This is a genomic window from Pseudoalteromonas sp. SK18 (assembly GCF_001974855.1).
Taxonomy (GTDB): domain Bacteria; phylum Pseudomonadota; class Gammaproteobacteria; order Enterobacterales; family Alteromonadaceae; genus Pseudoalteromonas.
Map to the genome: position 1 here is coordinate 32,344 of NZ_MTQB01000028.1, position 17,584 is coordinate 49,927.

A 17,584-nucleotide genomic window follows, 5' to 3' on the forward strand; every position below is an offset into this window, starting at 1 on the left:
CCTTGTTGATATGTTATAATTTACTTGTTTTTACAAGTCGAATTATTAATACCATGTAACTTAAGTGTTATCAATTAGCCGCAAAGATGATTTTGTTATCGGCACGAATATGTACTGATTTTCTCAATGAAGGAAAACGATGGGATACTTGCTATCTGCTGCTGGAGAGTGTTTTTCTCATTATTTAAAAATAAATCACCGAGCAACTTTAATTTGTAATAATTTGTATTTTGCTAGAAGTTTAATCAAAAAAAACGCCTAACATCATGTTAGGCGTTTTTATTTAAACTTTATGTTTCATTAAACGTTCTTTTTCACGAGACCAATCTTTATTTTTACCGTCTTCACGTTTGTCATGCATTTTCTTACCTTTAGCTAAATGGAATTCAAGCTTCACCCAGCATTTTTTCCAATACATAGCGGTGGCAACTAATGAATAACCATCACGCTCAGTTGCACCAACTAAGCGGTCGAGTTCACGCCTGCTTAGCAGTAATTTACGGTAACGTAGCGGGTCACAAATAACATGGGTCGATGCACTATTTAAAGGCTGAATGGTACTGCCTAATAAAAATGCTTCACCGTTTTTAAGATGAATATAAGTTTCAGAGATATTTACTTTACCTGCTCGGATACTTTTTACTTCCCAGCCTTGGAGTTCAACACCTGCTTCAAACTTGTCGTGTAAAAAATACTCGTGTCGCGCTTTTTTATTTAGCGCGATGGTATTACTTGTCGATTTTGATGAATTTTTCTTAGCCATAGTGCCCTATAATATACGTTATACAAGATGTTTTACATCGATTTTTTTAAATTATACATGCAAAAGCGAAGGATTAATTTAAGCGCGATGAAAGTTTGGGGAAACGCACAAAGCTTGCTAAAATTCCTGCACACAGTTGGGAGTGAGTATGCCACAAATAGAAAAAAGCGCGCTGGTTATGTACAGCACTAAAGAGATGTTTGATCTAGTCAATGATGTAGAAGCCTATTCACAGTTTTTACCTAATTGTTCAGACTCAAAAATTATTAAGCAGCATGATAATAACATGACCGCTAGTTTAGAAATATCTAAAGCCGGCATAAAAAAATGGTTTACCACTGAAAATACGCTAATTGATGAACAAACAGTGATGCTTCGCTTGGTTGATGGTCCTTTTAAAACCCTGCAAGGTCGCTGGCACTTTCAGCAATTAGATACGCATGCGTGTAAGGTTAATTTACAGCTAGACTTTGAGTTTTCAAGTAAGCTCATAGAGCTAGCGTTTGGTAAAATTTTTAATGATGTGGCAAAAAACATGGTGAGTGCGTTTACTCAACGTGCAAAAACAGTGTATGGAGAACGTGCATGATCAATATTGAAGTTGTGTTCGCGTTACCCACTAAGGCAACCACGTTAAATATAGAAGTGCTGCAAGGCACAACGGCTGAGCAAGCGGTAATACAGTCAGGGATTATCAAAAAGTGCCCTGAGATTGATGCAACCGATTTAACTTTAGGCGTATGGAACAGAACGGTAAAGCTTAATCATGAGCTTAAAGATGGCGACAGGATTGAAATTTACCGCCCATTAATTGCCGACCCTAAAGATGCTCGCAGGAAACGCGCTGAAAAAGCCAAAGAAGAGGGCCGCGCTAATAAAGTAACAGGTGGCCGGCCGTTAGATCGTTAGATACAAAAAAGGTGAGCCATGCTCACCTTTTTTAATTAAACCTTAAGAGCTTTCTTATTGCTCTAAAGGTGTTGTAAAGTTTTCTGGTTGCTCATAGTCGCCCGATACCGTAACCAGCTTTTCATTTTCAAAGTTTAAGACTAATGATTTAAATTGTTCATTAGCTCGCCCTTTATTAAAGCTGTATACATAACGCCAAGTATTTTTATCGAAGGCGTCTTCGGCAATGGGTCTGCCTAATACGTAAATTACTTGTTCGCGAGTCATATTAACGCGAAGCTTATCAACGTCTGATTGTTCTAAAAAGTTACCTTGAGGGATGTTGATTCGGTATACCCAGCTAGAACAACCTGCGGCTGAACTAAGCGTTAAAGCGACGATAAGCCAAAGAGAAAAAGTTTTTAACGACTGCATTGTTAGTTGTGATCCTTATTTTTTATAATCTGCATGATACCGATTAGTCACTCAAGGTAAAACCCTTTTGAGTAATTGTTTTTGTTTAGCGCGTAAAGGCGAGGTTTTGACCATTAATAATCAAAAAAGTTTAAACAATGAGTTGAGCAATAGTAAAAATAAACCGGCTATTTGGTCACTTTATATTGTGCAAACACGGTTTGGTCATTGGTATACCGGCATTACGGTTGATGTAACACGACGTATCGCCACTCACCAAGCAGGTAAAGGGGCAAAAAACCTTAAAGGTAAAGGGCCGCTGGTGCTCATTCATCAACAACAAGTAGGTACTAAAAGCGACGCAAGCAAATTAGAGTATGCGATTAAAAAACTTCCACGAGCAAAAAAAGAGGCTTATGTTGCTGCTTTTAAAGGGGGACTTAATACCACCGGGCTTGTCAAAAGCTGATTAATAAATGCCTCAATTAGCAATACGGCTTCTTGATAGAGGGGAGTGTTTATATTTTCGAGCGTATCTTTAGCACTATGATGGAAGTTATCTGCCCCCATAGAAAAGTACACATACGGAATTTTTTGTTTAGCGAATGAATAATGGTCACTGGCTCTGTGCCAATCTATTTGTTTCGTGTTGGTGAGTCGGCTCATTTTTCGTGATGAATAAATAGGTTTTAATTTCACTTTGTTACCCTTAATCTGAGTAAATACTAAGTTAAGTTGGCTTTTTAAGGCGCGACTTGTTAGCGCGTATAATCGCTTATGCGATTTTTTAATTGCCAACATATCTAGGTTAATATTTAAAACAATAGGGAGCTGGCGCATTGTTTTAGCAAAGTGCTCACTGCCGTGTAAGCCATTTTCTTCAGCGTCTGTTGCAACAAACATAAAGCGGTAAGAGGAAGAGGCCGTTAGCGCATGCGATAAATACAGCAATGCGGCAACACCCGAGGCGTTATCGTTAGCGCCAGGGTGTAATTTCCCCGCTTTTAGGCCTAAATGATCATAATGCGCAGTAATAACAATAACAGGTAAATCTTTTACTGTATTAGTAGCAATAATATTAACGCCTTGTGCGCTAGAAAACAGCCCTGAGGAATAAGTAAAAGGTTGTTCACTTACTGTAAGTTGATGCTCTTTGAAGCGTGTTTTTAAATACTCCCTAGTGAGCAAGGCAGCATGACTATTCGTTTTTCTACCAGCCAATTCTGGGCTGGTTAACATAGTTAAATCAGTTAATAATTGTGGCTCAACCTGTTTACAAAGTCCGCTCCAACTTATAAAAAGTACGACACATGTTAAGCTAAATAATTTAATAATGATTCGCCTTAGCGGTGAGTGATTTTAATGCAATGAGCTTATTGTCATAGCGCTGTATTTCATGAACAAAGTCTGCTTTTTTTCTAGCTTTACGCAAATGAAACTCCGCTTTAGTTATATTATTTAATTCAAAGTAACTGCGGGCTAGTCCAAAGTGACTTTCATGTAAGGTTGGTGACATAGCGTTTGCTTTTTTATAATGGCTAATCGCGTTTGTATAGTCACCACTTACATAGTCACTGTTACCAAGCGATATATGATAATAAGGGTTAGTTTGGCGCTTTCTGTCAAGCTCTGCTAATAGCTTATCGCCTTCGGCTACTCTATCTGTGAGTTTATATAATAATGCTAAATTACCTTGCGCAGTATTATTATCAGCGTTTAAGGCAATGGCATAGCGGTACATTTCCTCCGCTTGCTTTAAATCACCTAATTGTTTAAAGAGTACCCCTAAATTTCCCCAACTGGCACTAAATGAGGAATCGGTATTGATTGCTGCTTTAAAATAACTATAAGCTAAATCAAACTGTTTATTAACCAATGCCTCACCGCCTTTATTATTATAAAACATGGCGGTTACTCGCTTTTTTGATAACGATGAGGTTGCAAAACGAGCTTGTCGGCTATTGGGGTCAAAATCAATGATTAAACGTTGATTACGCTGATAAACAAGTGAGCTGTCTTTGAGCTTCGTTTTATTGTCTATGGCCAGGTTGATATGCCCAGTGAGTAAATTAAACCCTTGGTTTAACGCCCAGTATTCTGGAATATGTACTTTTTGAAAGCGGGCCTTAAGGCCTAAATGTTCGGCTAAGCTATACGCTAAAATAGAGAGGGAAAGACAGTTAGCATTTAAATTTTGATAGCTTTGAGACGCTGTTTGTGTGCTGGTAGATTGATAAGATAGTGAGTTATCACCATTTGTGAGTAAAAAACTAAGTACACTATAGGCAATTTCGTCAGCAGATTTTCGCGTTTGTACATAAGCACTTAACTGTTGTTTGAGGCTATGGTCGAGTTGAAATATTTGTTGCTCAGACTCTACAAGCTGCTGTTGTAGTTGCATTGGGGGAGCAATAATAGGGATTGGCACACTTATATTGGCGTTATCTGTGGTGCTACACGCACTTAAACTGAGCAAACAAGCAGCTAGTAAGTAATGTTTACCTTGAACAGCACTCATACACACCTCTGTACAAAAAACACACTGTAAGTATAGTAGCTATTTGGTACAGAGGTTATTTTTTAACGTAACAAACTATTTAACGCTGCTGGTTAAATGTGGCCACTAGTGCATCAAGTGTTTGTGCGCTGGTGGCTAAATCACGAATTGCTTGTTCAGTATTGATTTGTTCACTCATTGATTTATCACTGATCTCACTAATTTGCTCAATACTTCGACCCACATCATTTACTACGCTACTTTGTTGTTCGGTAGCGGTGGCTATTAGAGTTGCCATGTCGTTAATTTCATTTGCTGTTTCAGTAATCGTATTAAGTAACTCAACCGAGCTTTGCATTGCGCTGACGCTTTGTTGGGCTTTATTCTTTGATTGGCTAATATCATTTACAACATCATCTGAAATTTGAGTGAGCTCTTCAATCATTGATTGTATTTCAGTGGTTGACTGTGATGTACGATTCGCCAGTGCTCTTACTTCATCAGCAACGACTGCAAACCCTCGACCATGTTCACCAGCGCGTGCAGATTCAATGGCTGCATTAAGTGCCAGCAAGTTGGTTTGCTCTGAAATCCCTCTAATTGAATCCACTATGCTTGCAATATCAATGGTTTTTTTAGAAAGCAAAGCAACTTGCTCGGTAATACCATCAATGTCGCTGGCAAGGGCTGAGATTGTCGTTTGGCTCTGTAATACTTGCTGATGACTTTGTTTGGTATTATCGCGGCTATCGTTGGTTAACTTAGCAGCATTAGCGGCACTTTGTGCTATTTCTTGCACCGTAGCGCCCATTTCATTAATCGCTGCAGCAACCGAAATGGTTTGCTCTTTTTGTTTATCCAACGCTAACGAGTTTTGTTTTGCTTGCGCAAAGACATGATCAGAGCTTTGACGAATACCATGGCTTTCATCAGCTACTTGCACAATGGCGGTTTCTATTTTTTCAATAAATTGGTTAAAGCCCGACGTTAAATTATTGAGTTCAGGTTGAGGTGATGTAGGTAGGCGATAAGCTAAATTAGCATCGCCACGTCCTAAACGAGAAAACAACTCCGCCATTTTTGATAACGGTGAGGCTAAAGAACGAGCTAATAAGTAACTGATCACGCTTGCGATAAGTGCTGTGATGATAGTGAATGTGAATATTTGCCACTCTAGAGTGTTTACGCTTGCGAAAACTTCGCTTTTTGGTACTTGAGCTAACACAAATAAGTCGGTGTTTTTAATTGGTGTGGCAGCAATCAGCGTGGCTTGTCCGTTAATATTTACTTCTTCTAATGCAAAGCCGTTTTCATCAAGTAATTTGTTATGAATATTGGCACTGTAAATACTATCTATATTAACCTTGGCAACTTTAGCTGCATCTTTATGTAGCTGAATTAAGCCATTTTTATCGGCAATAAATACAAACCCTGACTGCTCAATTTTAAACTGTTGAAGCAGCTTTTGCATATCTGTGATGCTTTTTGCTAAGCCCGCCAAGCCGAATCCATTGGGCTGCTGGTGATTAACAAACATTTTTACATCGTTTTCAGATTCTTGATAAATACTGATTGAGTAGGGTTGTTTTGATTGAGTAAAAGCAAAAAACCAGCCATCTGCAGCATCATTTTTTAAAACACGCAAAAAGCCATCTTGGTTCCAATATTGCGCGGTATTCTTATTAGCCCATGAAGCGGTAGCAAGATCATATTGCTCAACCAAACGATTGAGTTCTTTGAGTAAAAGTGCATCATTGGTGTTGCCAGAGTTTGCCCAATCTAAAATAAAGGTATTGGCAGAAAGCTGCTGTGCTGCGCCTAGAAGTTCATTGATCTCCCCACCAATATGATTACTGATTGTTTGCAGTTTACTTGGCAGTTCCGATTCGATCATGCGTTGCTCAATAATATTCTTTGAGTTATGCAAAGACGTCAAACCAATTAATACAGCAACACAAATAGCAATAATGCTTCCAAGCGCTGTTATTTTTTGAGTAATAGAGAGATTTTGTATCGTCATGATAATACTTATATTTACAACTTAGGCAATGAGAGGATTATTTTAGCACATTATTTATTTTCGGCTATTGATGAATAATTTACATTAAAAAAAAGCCCACAGCAAAATGCAAGTGGGCTTGGTTTCTAACAAGTGAAAGTTCTAGGGTTATAGAATTAAACTATTTTTTTCATTGCCGACATATAGCCGCGTAATTTAGCACCCACTTTTTCAACAGGGTGTTCACGCAGTGCGGTATTTATTTGAATCAATGTTTGATTATCTACTTGGTTACTTTGCTCATTTAAGCCTTTACCAATAACATCGGTATCAATATCTTGCATAAACTCTTGTAGTAGTGGCAAACATGCATGGTTGTATAAGTAGCAACCATATTCTGCCGTATCTGAAATAGTACGATTCATTTCAAACAGCTTTTTACGTGCAATGGTATTAGCAATTAATGGCGTTTCATGCAGTGACTCATAATAAGCAGATTCTGCAATAATACCGGCTGCAGTCATGGTTTCAAATGCCAGCTCTACGCCGGCTTTTACCATGGCCACCATTAAAATGCCGTTATCAAAAAATTCTTGTTCAGTAATTTCTACATCACCTGCTGGTGTTTTTTCAAAATGAGTTTCTGCAGTTTCAGCACGCCATTTTAATAAGTTAGCGTCATCATTTGCCCAGTCTTCCATCATTACCCGTGAAAATGTGCCATCGATTATGTCATCTTGGTGTTTGTTATACAGTGGGCGCATGATTACTTTTAGCTGCTCACTTAATTCAAATGCTCTGACTTTGGCAGGGTTTGATAGGCGGTCAAGCATATTGGTAACGCCGCCATACTTTAGTGCTTCTGTGATCACTTCCCAACCATATTGAATTAGTTTTGAGGCATAGCCAGCATCAATCCCTTTATCAATCATCTTATCAAAACATAAAATAGAACCTGTTTGTAGCATGCCACATAAAATGGTTTGCTCACCCATTAAGTCAGATTTTACCTCGGCGATAAACGATGACTTAAGTACCCCTGCACGATGACCACCCGTACCTGCAGCATAAGCTTTTGCTTGCGCTAAACCATGCCCTTGAGGGTCGTTCTCTGGGTGAACCGCAATGAGGGTGGGTACACCAAAGCCGCGTTTATACTCTTCACGTACTTCGGAACCTGGGCATTTTGGTGCAACCATAATTACGGTTATGTCTTCACGTACTTGCATACCTTCTTCTACAATATTAAAACCATGTGAGTAAGCAAGCGTTGAGCCGTGTTTCATTAATGGCATGATGGCATTAACAACCGCGGTGTGCTGTTTATCCGGTGTTAGGTTAAGTACAACATCAGCTGTTGGGATCAATTCTTCGTAAGTACCCACTTTAAAGCCATTGTCAGATGCATTTAAAAATGATTGACGGCGCTCAGCAATCGCTGATTCACGAAGTGTATAGGCTACATTTAAACCCGAATCACGTAAATTTAAGCCTTGATTTAAACCCTGTGCGCCACAGCCGACAATCACTAACTTTTTACCCTTGAGTGCGGCAACGCCGTCGTTAAATTCGTCTGCACCCATAAATTCACATTGTGCTAATTGCGCTAATTGTTCGCGTAAAGGTAAGCTATTAAAATAATTTGCCATGATTAAGGTTCCTATTAATTCAATTTGTTAGATGCATTGCGTTTGCTTTGCTTGGAATAACCATATGAAAAATCTCTTCTTGCGTAAAATGATATATTTGAATTAAAGTGTTTCATAAAATGAAATACGGGCGTTGACATGGATCATAAGCATTTACATTACTTTTTAGCGTTAGCAAAAACGCTTCATTTTTCTCGTGCCAGTGAGTTGTGTCATGTAAGTGCTCCTACTTTAAGCCGTAACATTAAGCAGTTAGAAGATGAAGTAGGGGTGATGTTATTTCAGCGTGATAATCGCAGTGTAAAGCTTACCCGCGAAGGCATTGCATTTAAGGAGTACGCCAGTGCAACGCTTAATAATTGGCAGCGTTTTAAGGCTAATTTAAACGAGCCGCAACAACACATTTATGGCAATGTAAGCCTTTATTGTTCTGTTACCGCGTCCTACAGTTTTTTGCATCATATTTTAGAGCAACTGAGAGCTCAGCATCAGCATATTGAAATCACCTTAAATACGGGCGATCCCGCCTTGGCTATTAACCGAGTGTTAGATGGGCATGAATCTATGGCCATTGCAGCTAGACCCAGTAAATTACCTGCACAAATTGCATTTGTAGACATTGGTTATTCGCCACTGGTATTAATTGCGCCCACTATTCAATGCCCGATCACAGAAAAACTAGCCACTAACACCGAGACTATTGATTGGTCCGAGCTTGAGTTTATTGTTGCTGAACAAGGGTTTTCACGTCAAAGGTTGGAGCAATGGTGGCGAAAAAATAACGTTCAGGGAAAAATTTACGCGCAAGTGGCTGGGCATGAAGCCATGGTATCTATGGTGAGTTTAGGCTTAGGTGTGGCTATGATCCCAAAAATTGTACTTGATAATAGCCCGCTAAACGATAAAGTGCAGGTTTTACAGTACAAAGGCGAGCCACCACAAGGGTTTAAAATTGGTCTGGCGGTATTACACAAAGAATTGAATGATCCAGCGATTAGTGCGCTGTGGAATATTGCACAAAATATGGGAGAAAACATAATATAGGCTTGTTGGATGATAAAAAAGTGTTAATATAAACCGCTAATATTTATGTGTTTATTAACATCTTTGTTGTGATGTCTGAGAGTTTCAATTATGGATAATACTGCCTCACTTGCTCATTCTGCCCAGTGTTTAAAAAAAGCCATTCCGCTTATGGTTAAGTACAAAATGCCGGTAACGCCAATTAATTATGCGATTTGGTACTGTTATGTACAGGGCGATAATCCACAACTAAATACAGAGCTTGATAAAGTTATCGGTCAGCACAATACCTGCTCGGCCCAAAGTGCTCAGGAAATTTTTGATAAATATATAAACGATGAAGAATTAGCGTTTTTCCAACAAATGTCTGAAAAATTTCATGGTACGGTAGAGCAAGTACAGTTTGATTTGAGTGATTCTATTCAATATTCAAAAAGCTTTACTACCTCGTTAGTTGACTCACAAAATGAGTTAAAAACACTCTCTAGTATTAACTCATTTAATGAAATTTTGTCTTGTGTAGAGCGTTTAACAGATGAATCTATTGCCATGCAAGATTACGCCCGTGGTTTCCAAACTAAATTAGCGCAAGCATATAATGAGATTAAAGATTTAAAAGAAGCTCTAACTATGACTCAAGAAGCGGTTGATAAAGATTCGCTAACGGGGTTATATAATCGCGGCAAGTTTGATACCGACATAGTCGAGTTTTGCCTTCATGCATCTTCACAAGACGAGCAAGATAAGTTAGCCGTGTTGATAATGTTCGATATTGATCACTTTAAACGTTTCAATGATGATTTTGGTCATCAAAAAGGCGATGAGGTACTCAAACTTGTTGCTCAAAAAGTGCAAAATAGCGTGCAAGAACAATACAATGCCTATCGTTTCGGTGGTGAAGAATTTTGTATCACGGGTTACTTTGATAGCATTAATGATGCAATGATCTTTTGTAATAAGTTACGCTTAAGTATTGCTAAATTAACTATCCGTAAGAAAGAAGATAGTAATAATAAACGTAATATCTCAGCAAGTTTTGGCATAGCTCTAATGCAGCCTTTTAGTAAGAGCTGTTTATTAGTAGAAAAAGCCGATAGAGCACTTTATTTAGCTAAAACTCATGGTCGAAATCGAGTTGAAATAGCCGCCAATTTGTAAACGTGTTCCGTTTGTATCAAATTTGTTAATGATTGTAACCCTCTAGAGCTTGTACTGATACTACTTGCTACTATAGGGTCAAAGCCACTTTATAAACTAGTGAATAACTCCATGATGTTACATCTGAGAATAAAAATATGCATTTTATTGGCGTTATTTAGCGCTAATGCAATTGCTCAGACGCAGCAACATATCTCTACGGATGAACTTAAGATTAGTGTCAGCTTAGGGGCTGGAGTGATCAGTAATCCTTTATACGGTGCTGACAACATTCCTTTGTTGGTGGTTCCACAAGTAGCTTATTATGGCCAAAATTGGTTTTTTGATAACGGTCGCTTAGGTTATTCTTTTTTACAAAGCGATACGCATAACATTAGCTTAGTGTCAGAAATTAACCCAGAATCACGGTTTTTTATTGATTGGCACCCGCAAAATATATTCCCGCTCACAGCAATGTCTAATAATGAAATATTAGAATCACAACACATTGAATCTCCTCGCCAGATTAATATTAATAACATTCAAAAAAGACGAGTGGTGTTGGATGCGGGTGTGAGTTATTTTTTTGTAAAACAACAACATGTTTTTTCTGCGCAATTATTGCATGACGTAAACAGTGTTTATAATAGCTACAGAGGATCGCTACAATGGCAATACCATTTTGATCTTAAGTTGTTAAAACTTAAATCGACTTTAGGCGTTAACTATAAATCAGCCCAACTAAATAACTACTTTTATGGCTTAAACAGCACAGAATCTTCATATGGTGAAATAGAAGTTGGTAGTAGCTGGCAACCTTATGCTAAAATCGACGCCCGTTGGCCCCTAGGTAAAACCAACGCGCTTCGTTTTCATTTAGCATATTATGACTATTCAGCAATGGATAGCAGCCCGCTCTTTGAACATGACTATTCAATGACCGCCTTTATAGGATTCGAACATACATTTTAATATGAAGTGTTTTATGTTGGTTGTGTTTGCAGCTTCATTTTTTAGCAACATTAGCGTTGCAAAAGCCTCTTCACTTAACGTATCACCCAAAGTCTGTGTGGTTTCCGAACAACAAGAATTTTGTGATCTTGAGTTAAAATTTAACTGGCAACTGTCTGAGCCAAGCGATGTGTGTTTATACCAGCAAGATACTCAGTTGCAATGTTGGCAAGGGGTAAAAAAAGGGCAACTTAGTTATAAAGCGCGTGTTCAGGTGGAGACCATATACTCCCTGATTAATCCCCTTACAGGTGTATCATTAGCGAGTGTGCAAGTAGAAGTGCAGACTGTATACGCTAAGAAAAAACATCGGCTACGCTCACCTTGGAGCTTTTTTTAATTTAGGAGCAGTAAATGCCAAAGATATTACTTGTTGAAGATGACTTAGGGTTGCAACAATTAACCAAAGACTATCTTGAGCATAATGGCTTAGAAGTTGACGTATTAGATCGCGGTGACGAAGTGTTTCCTTATTTGAGTGAAAATCATGCTGATCTAATCATTTTAGATGTGATGTTGCCAGGAAAAGATGGCTTTAGCGTGTGTCGTCAAGTGCGCGACAAATACACCTTACCTATTTTAATGCTTACCGCAAAGGGTGAAGATTTTGACCAAGTTATTGGCTTAGAACTCGGTGCTGACGATTACGTTATTAAACCTGCTGAGCCGCGCGTGTTATTGGCTCGAATTAGTGCATTACTGCGCCGTGGGCAGCCTAGCGTAAAAGCCGTTGAAGAGCTTAAATTTGGTGACTTATCAATAGATAAAACTAGTCGAATTGTAAAGCTAAGCGGTGTTGAAATTGTATTAACTTCGCATGAGTTTGAATTACTGTGGTTGTTGGCTTCAAATGCCGGAGAGGTTCTCAGCCGAGAGCATGTGCACCAACATATGATTGGCCGTGAGTACGACGGGCTAGATCGAACCGTTGATGTACGCGTATCTCGTATTCGCAAGAAGCTTGGTGATAATAGTGATAAACCATACCGCATTAAAACGGTGTGGGGGCAAGGCTATTTATTTGTATCAGATGCGTGGGACATGTAATTAATGCAAGGTATTAGGCTAGGTTAATGGGAAAGCTATTTATAAGCCTGTACGTATATATTATTGCTTCTTTGTTTATTGCCAGTGGTGTTATAGAGCAGCTTTGGCCGTATGATGAATCCGAGCAACATGTTTTGTTAGATGATGAATTTGGGCAGTCGTTATGGCTGCTTTCTCAAACGCCAGATGGTCTTGAGCAGTTAAAACATAATTTTGATAGCCAAGTTATCGCCCCGCAAGATTTAGTTCTCCCAGCTGAGCAGCAAACACAATTAACGCAAAATAATTACCTTTACTTGTATGATAAGCAGCAACGTATTGTTTGGTATGTTACTTTAAATAACTCTCAGTTATTACAAGTCGGCCCTTTAGGTGTTAAAGCTAAAAACAGTGGGACCGTAATTCCTTATTTATTAGTTTTATTTATCATTAGCTTACCGATAGGGTTATGGAGCTTACTGTTATGGCGAGATTTTGCCAAGCTCAGCCAAGCCTGTGAAGCCGTCGGTGGGGCGCAAGATTTTCAATTAAGCGACAGCTCTAAATCATTCTTTTTACCCATCACTGATACACTGCAAGTAATGCAGCAACGGATTGAATTTTTACTGAGTGCTCAACAGGAACTGACTTCCTCAGTGTCACATGAGTTCAGAACACCATTAGCGCGTTTGAAGTTTGCAATCGCGATGCTAGAGAATAAAGTTCAAGATGGCAAAGCACAGCACTATTTATCTGATATGCAAATGGATATTCATGAGCTAGAATCCTTGGTATCAGAAATGCTGGAATACGCTCGTTTAGATACACAGCAGCCAAGCTTGCAATTGGCTCCTTGTGATATCGTCGCATTAATTAAAGCCAATATCGAAAAAGTAAGTTTTGACACCCCTATTAAATTAACAACAACGCTACCGAGTCAATTTATTTACGTATGTGATAGCCATTTTATGTCGCGAGTGCTACAAAATTTAATTAGTAATGCACTGAAACATGCTGCGCAAAATGTACATATTAGTTTAACTGCCAACGCCGAAAAGTTATTTCTGGTGATTGAAGATGATGGCCCAGGTATTGCCGGTGCTGAACGTGAGAAAGTGTTTAAACCTTTTACCCGTTTAGATAAAAGCCGTGATAAAAAAACTGGTGGGTTTGGATTAGGGCTGGCAATTGTAAATAAAATTATTAGCTGGCATAAAGGGCAATGTAAGATTGAAGACTCACCATTGGGTGGGGTTAAGTTTATTATTACCCTCGACAACTGAATCCCAAACAATAAAAAAGCGCCATAAAGGCGCTTTTTTGCGGTTTAAAACCAAAAATCAACAAGTAGCAAATAGATAGACAGACCACTTATAAAAAAGTTCTATTTTATTTACTATTTTTTTCTAGTAGTGGCATCAGCATTTGCTCTAAACCATTAAGCTTCACTTCGTACATCATAGCGAGCTGAGAGCCAAGCTTGCTATCAGGAAAGCCTTGCTGTTTAAACCACACTAAGTAAGGCTCAGGCAGTAAAAGTAAAGGGCGTCCTGCATATTTGCCAAATGGCATAATGGTGTTAATCGCGATTTTTAGTTGTTGAGGATCCATTACTGACATCTTTTATAAAATAATTACGATAAGTGTAAGGGATTTTAAGGGAATAAAATAGGCTGTAACGGGCAAGTAACAGCCTATTGATAGAGGGAGTAGGCCCTCTAATTTGAGAATCTTATTGGTCATTTAAAAGCAAGGGGTCCGTTATTTGTCTTTTATAAAACACAAACTTAGGTATTAGCTTTATTCAACCAACACAGACATTTTACCTTATTTTTTGACCAATAAAATACTCAGATGTAAAGGAATGTAAATGCAATCTATTTGCATCTAAGCCCGATTACGGAAACAAGGTTTGCTTTACATGTTCCGCAAAACCGCTACCAGCCTCTAAGTAAAAGTTATAAGTAGAATCTATTCCCATATCCTCTAATTCTTTTTGCTGATCGGGATAGTTAGCAATGGCTGTAACTTGCCCTTTATAGCCTGATGCCTGCAACTGCTCTAAGGCAAAAATATTTTGCATATGCTTGGGCATAGTTAACATGACCATTTCAACATGGGAGTGATTAACGCGCTGCCAAAAATCGGGGTCAGTTGCATCAGCAATTAATACTCTGCGCCCACGTTTTATATGTTTATCAACCACCTCAGGTTTAATATCAATACCTGCTACAACATCAGGATGGGTTGAGTTTATTGTTTCGTAGGCACCGGTGCCAATTCTACCCATACCAAAAATAACTATTTTGGTATCATTTAAGTTTACTGGAAGCTCTTCCGCTAAGCGGGTTTTACTTTCAAACTTCAATAAAAACCGTTCAATTTTAACGTACAGCTCGTTAGAACGTTTATTTAAAGGGGAAGCAATCACAAAAGTGATGGATACGGCAATTGCGATAACGGCGAGCCATTCAGAGGTAACCATGCCGCTAGATGCTGCAACTGCGCAAACAATCAAGCCAAACTCACTAAAGTTAGCCAAACTAAACGCAGTGAGTAAAGAAGTACGAGCACGCAGTTTAAATAAGTTGGTTAATATGTAATAAAGCAGCGTTTTAACAGGAATAACTAATACTAAAATTAAGGCAACGACTAGAGAGTGGGCAGTAAGCTCAGCACTTAAACCAATACTTAAGAAAAAACCAACCAGTAATATATCTTTTAAGCTAAGTAATGACTTAGACAGCTCACCGGCTTTTTTGTGTGGGGCGAATATCATGCCAATGATCAATGCGCCTAAATCGCCCTTTAATCCTGCGAATTCAAAGGCATTATATCCTGCCACTAACGCAAAGAAGAAACCAAATAGCGGCAGTAGCTCACCGTGTTTAGAACGATTTAAAACCCAATACATAATAGGGCGAAACAAAGGTAGCGCAACAATTAATCCTAAGGCCCAAATGTTTGGTACTTTACCCGTACTGACCGCTAAGAAGATGACAGCAAATATATCTTGCATAACCAAAATACCAATGGCTATTTTACCATGCAAACTTGCCATTTCCCCACGCTCTTCCAGCACTTTTACAGCAAATACCGTGCTCGAAAAGCTCAGAGCAAAGCCAACTAACAACGCACTTTGCCAGCTTAAATCAACAAATAGCGGCAGTGCAAATACTCCAAGCAACAACATAAAACCACTAAATAATGCGCTACTTAAAACAATGTGTATGGTGGCAGGAGCCCATACTTGAGGTTTCATAAGGTTAGAAATTTTTAGCTTGAGGCCAATACTAAAAAGTAGCAGTGTGACTCCTAAAGAGGCAATCGTTTCGAGTAGCTCCGTGCTTTTGTAGCCCGCTAAATTAAGAATAAACCCGGCCATAAGAAAGCCGATAAGTGGCGGTAATTTTAGCTGATATATACCAAAACCGCAGACGAAGGCGGTAGCAAAATAAATTAGTTCCATAGTTATTAGTATCACTGCATTTGGCATTGTAGTGTAGCGAAAAACAATGCTTATTGACAATTAATCTACTTATTTACAGCTGCTAATTGGCTGATAGTGAGTATTTATCAGCTGATTACTAAAACACCTTAATACAGGTATAAAGTGGCTGTAAAGTACAAAAAACACACATATGTGGTTAGTTTTATGGTAAACAGCATGTAAATAGCAGTTTTTCGCTGACAAGCGCTTTTAAATGTGGTTAAGATGCCATAACGAAGGAGTTTAAGCGAAAGCGAACAAAAGTATTGCTTAGCTTAAGGAGAAAATATGTTTAAAAAAATTTTAGCATCGGTAGGCATTGGTGCCGCCAAAGTAGATACTATCCTAGAAACTGAGCATCTTCAGCCTGGGCAATTATTTAATGCACAAATTGTCATTACCGCAGGCGATGTAAGTCAAGAAATTGCGGGTTTAGATTTAATGTTAGTTACTCGAGTAAAAGTAGCCAGTGAAGACGGTGATTATTTTACTAATCATGTTATTGATCAGTGGCGCATTACTGATATTGGTACCGTTGAGCCTGGTGAAGTGAAAACGATTCCATTTGAGGCCCGTTTGCACTCAGAAACACCAATCACTGAAATTAATGCCGGTTATAACCAGTCTTATGTGTGGTTAGAAACAGGGCTTGATATTGATCTTGCACTTGACCCAACAGATAAAGACCACTTACACATCTATCCTAATGAAGCGGTTAAAACCTGTATGCAAGCAATGGAGAAGCTTGGCTTTAGTTTAGTCAAAGCAGATGTAGAGCAGGGGCATCTTCGTGCGTCTACTTTTCAATCTGTGTCGGGGTGTTACCAAGAGCTTGAATATCAACCAAATAGCCGTAGCTTATTTGGAATAAAAGAAATCGAACTCTCGTTTATTCCTGAAGCACATAAAACGCATGTGCTGATTGAGTTAGACAGAGCATTTAGAAGTGACGGTTATGTCGATTTAACTATCGAGCATGATCATGTTAACTTATCTCAGTTATGTGATCAGTTAGAGCGATTATTTGCTTAATAAGATTATGGGGCCTTTTAGTAAGGCCCTGTAATAATAAAAGGTGTTTAAATGGCATTTAAATCTGAGCCATTCTCGGCGCTCGACTCCCAGACTTTGTTTGCCATTATGCGTAAACGTGTTGACGTATTTGTTGTAGAGCAAGCGTGTCCTTACCCCGAACTTGATGATGTTGATATTGCAGATGCTACTCGCCACCTGTATTCACTCGATGGGCAAACCGTAAATGCTTATGCTCGTTGTTATGAAAAAGATGCACAGTACAGTGCGATAGGGCGCGTTTTAGTTACTCAATCACAGCGCAGCTCTGGTTTAGGCAAAGAATTAGTTAGCCACGCTATTAACTGCTGTAAGGCCCAATGGCCTTCTCGTGATATTTATATAGGCGCGCAAACCTACCTACTAAATTTTTATCGCTCATTTGGCTTTGAGTGCGTTGGTAATGAATACTTAGAGGATGGGATTGCCCATCAGGACATGATTTTAAAGCTGTAGGTAATTCTCAATAAAAAAGGCCCACATTTGTGGGTAATGCCAGTCAGTTAAGCTGACTGGCATTTTTCTTTTTAGTCGGATACTTCTTTGGCTTTGGTTTTACCCATCTTGGGTAGCTCCTGTCTTCTCGCCTTTCTGGTAACAAGAAGAAGCTCATTTT

General features: G+C 38.8%; 19 protein-coding genes. 11 read left to right on the plus strand and 8 right to left on the minus strand.

Translation table 11 applies throughout. The annotated features are described in order from the left end of the window. Positions 1 to 283: 283 nt before the first annotated feature. Positions 284 to 763 carry an SsrA-binding protein SmpB gene (smpB, locus tag BW139_RS16180; RefSeq protein ID WP_008109102.1) on the minus strand — a complete coding sequence of 160 codons (480 nt, stop codon included), beginning with the start codon at positions 761 to 763 and terminating at the stop codon, positions 284 to 286. 148 nt (positions 764 to 911) lie between these two features. Here smpB and BW139_RS16185 point away from each other — a divergent pair, with 148 nt between their 5' ends. Together BW139_RS16185 and BW139_RS16190 are read left to right on the plus strand one after the other, a co-directional pair. Then, the gene (locus BW139_RS16185; RefSeq protein ID WP_008109104.1) at positions 912 to 1,352 is read left to right on the plus strand and encodes a type II toxin-antitoxin system RatA family toxin; all 441 of its coding nucleotides are present in this window, start codon (positions 912 to 914) and stop codon (positions 1,350 to 1,352) included. Continuing rightward, positions 1,349 to 1,672, plus strand: a complete 324-nt coding sequence (locus BW139_RS16190; RefSeq protein WP_008109106.1) for an RnfH family protein — start codon at positions 1,349 to 1,351, stop codon at positions 1,670 to 1,672. The genes BW139_RS16185 and BW139_RS16190 overlap by 4 nt, the downstream gene beginning before the upstream one ends. A 54-nt stretch (positions 1,673 to 1,726) precedes the next feature. Here BW139_RS16190 and BW139_RS16195 read toward each other — a convergent pair whose 3' ends face one another. Then, positions 1,727 to 2,086 (minus strand): outer membrane protein assembly factor BamE, encoded by a 360-nt coding sequence (locus tag BW139_RS16195; RefSeq protein WP_010387969.1) that lies wholly within the window; start codon positions 2,084 to 2,086, stop codon positions 1,727 to 1,729. 106 nt (positions 2,087 to 2,192) lie between these two features. Here BW139_RS16195 and BW139_RS16200 point away from each other — a divergent pair, with 106 nt between their 5' ends. Next, complete coding sequence (locus BW139_RS16200; protein ID WP_036933212.1) at positions 2,193 to 2,534, plus strand: GIY-YIG nuclease family protein; 342 nt, start codon at positions 2,193 to 2,195, stop codon at positions 2,532 to 2,534. On the opposite strand, the gene BW139_RS16205 is transcribed toward BW139_RS16200, so the two are convergent. The 4 genes from BW139_RS16205 to ilvC all read right to left on the minus strand — a co-directional run bounded on the left by BW139_RS16205 (position 2,480) and on the right by ilvC (position 8,210). Next, positions 2,480 to 3,304 carry a M28 family peptidase gene (locus BW139_RS16205; RefSeq protein ID WP_008109110.1) on the minus strand — a complete coding sequence of 275 codons (825 nt, stop codon included), beginning with the start codon at positions 3,302 to 3,304 and terminating at the stop codon, positions 2,480 to 2,482. The two genes, BW139_RS16200 and BW139_RS16205, sit on opposite strands and share 55 nt — an antisense overlap. A gap of 88 nt (positions 3,305 to 3,392) precedes the next feature. Beyond that, positions 3,393 to 4,583 carry a tetratricopeptide repeat protein gene (locus BW139_RS16210; RefSeq protein WP_076920339.1) on the minus strand — a complete coding sequence of 397 codons (1,191 nt, stop codon included), beginning with the start codon at positions 4,581 to 4,583 and terminating at the stop codon, positions 3,393 to 3,395. A gap of 79 nt (positions 4,584 to 4,662) precedes the next feature. After that, on the minus strand, positions 4,663 to 6,582 hold the full coding sequence (locus BW139_RS16215) for a methyl-accepting chemotaxis protein (RefSeq protein WP_008109113.1): 1,920 nt from the start codon (positions 6,580 to 6,582) through the stop codon (positions 4,663 to 4,665). Positions 6,583 to 6,737: 155 nt separating this feature from the next. Then, on the minus strand, positions 6,738 to 8,210 hold the full coding sequence (ilvC, locus tag BW139_RS16220) for a ketol-acid reductoisomerase (protein WP_008109116.1): 1,473 nt from the start codon (positions 8,208 to 8,210) through the stop codon (positions 6,738 to 6,740). A gap of 138 nt (positions 8,211 to 8,348) precedes the next feature. Here ilvC and ilvY point away from each other — a divergent pair, with 138 nt between their 5' ends. The 6 genes from ilvY (at position 8,349) to BW139_RS16250 (ending at position 13,690) form a co-directional block, all read left to right on the plus strand. Beyond that, on the plus strand, positions 8,349 to 9,254 hold the full coding sequence (ilvY, locus tag BW139_RS16225) for an HTH-type transcriptional activator IlvY (protein ID WP_076920340.1): 906 nt from the start codon (positions 8,349 to 8,351) through the stop codon (positions 9,252 to 9,254). Between the two features lie 90 nt (positions 9,255 to 9,344). Next, positions 9,345 to 10,391 (plus strand): GGDEF domain-containing protein, encoded by a 1,047-nt coding sequence (locus tag BW139_RS16230; RefSeq protein WP_083708682.1) that lies wholly within the window; start codon positions 9,345 to 9,347, stop codon positions 10,389 to 10,391. A gap of 111 nt (positions 10,392 to 10,502) precedes the next feature. Next, a complete protein-coding gene (locus BW139_RS16235; protein WP_050947010.1) occupies positions 10,503 to 11,342 on the plus strand; it encodes a MipA/OmpV family protein in 840 nt (279 codons plus the stop codon). Between the two features lie 13 nt (positions 11,343 to 11,355). Beyond that, positions 11,356 to 11,721: a DUF3019 domain-containing protein gene (locus tag BW139_RS16240; RefSeq protein WP_008109122.1), complete on the plus strand. Its 366-nt coding sequence runs from the start codon at positions 11,356 to 11,358 to the stop codon at positions 11,719 to 11,721. Between the two features lie 14 nt (positions 11,722 to 11,735). Further along, a complete protein-coding gene (locus tag BW139_RS16245; RefSeq protein WP_008109125.1) occupies positions 11,736 to 12,428 on the plus strand; it encodes a response regulator in 693 nt (230 codons plus the stop codon). 26 nt (positions 12,429 to 12,454) lie between these two features. Then, the gene (locus tag BW139_RS16250) at positions 12,455 to 13,690 is read left to right on the plus strand and encodes an ATP-binding protein (RefSeq protein ID WP_076920341.1); all 1,236 of its coding nucleotides are present in this window, start codon (positions 12,455 to 12,457) and stop codon (positions 13,688 to 13,690) included. Positions 13,691 to 13,796: 106 nt separating this feature from the next. Here BW139_RS16250 and BW139_RS16255 read toward each other — a convergent pair whose 3' ends face one another. Both BW139_RS16255 and BW139_RS16260 read right to left on the minus strand, forming a co-directional pair. Beyond that, positions 13,797 to 14,018, minus strand: a complete 222-nt coding sequence (locus BW139_RS16255; RefSeq protein WP_008109131.1) for a DUF3820 family protein — start codon at positions 14,016 to 14,018, stop codon at positions 13,797 to 13,799. 286 nt (positions 14,019 to 14,304) lie between these two features. Continuing rightward, on the minus strand, positions 14,305 to 15,876 hold the full coding sequence (locus BW139_RS16260) for a cation:proton antiporter family protein (protein ID WP_076920345.1): 1,572 nt from the start codon (positions 15,874 to 15,876) through the stop codon (positions 14,305 to 14,307). Positions 15,877 to 16,185: 309 nt separating this feature from the next. Between BW139_RS16260 and BW139_RS16265 the strand changes: the two genes are divergently transcribed. Together BW139_RS16265 and BW139_RS16270 are read left to right on the plus strand one after the other, a co-directional pair. Beyond that, positions 16,186 to 16,929: a sporulation protein gene (locus BW139_RS16265; RefSeq protein ID WP_008109135.1), complete on the plus strand. Its 744-nt coding sequence runs from the start codon at positions 16,186 to 16,188 to the stop codon at positions 16,927 to 16,929. Between the two features lie 51 nt (positions 16,930 to 16,980). Continuing rightward, positions 16,981 to 17,424 carry a GNAT family N-acetyltransferase gene (locus BW139_RS16270; RefSeq protein ID WP_008465860.1) on the plus strand — a complete coding sequence of 148 codons (444 nt, stop codon included), beginning with the start codon at positions 16,981 to 16,983 and terminating at the stop codon, positions 17,422 to 17,424. Positions 17,425 to 17,584: the final 160 nt, after the last annotated feature.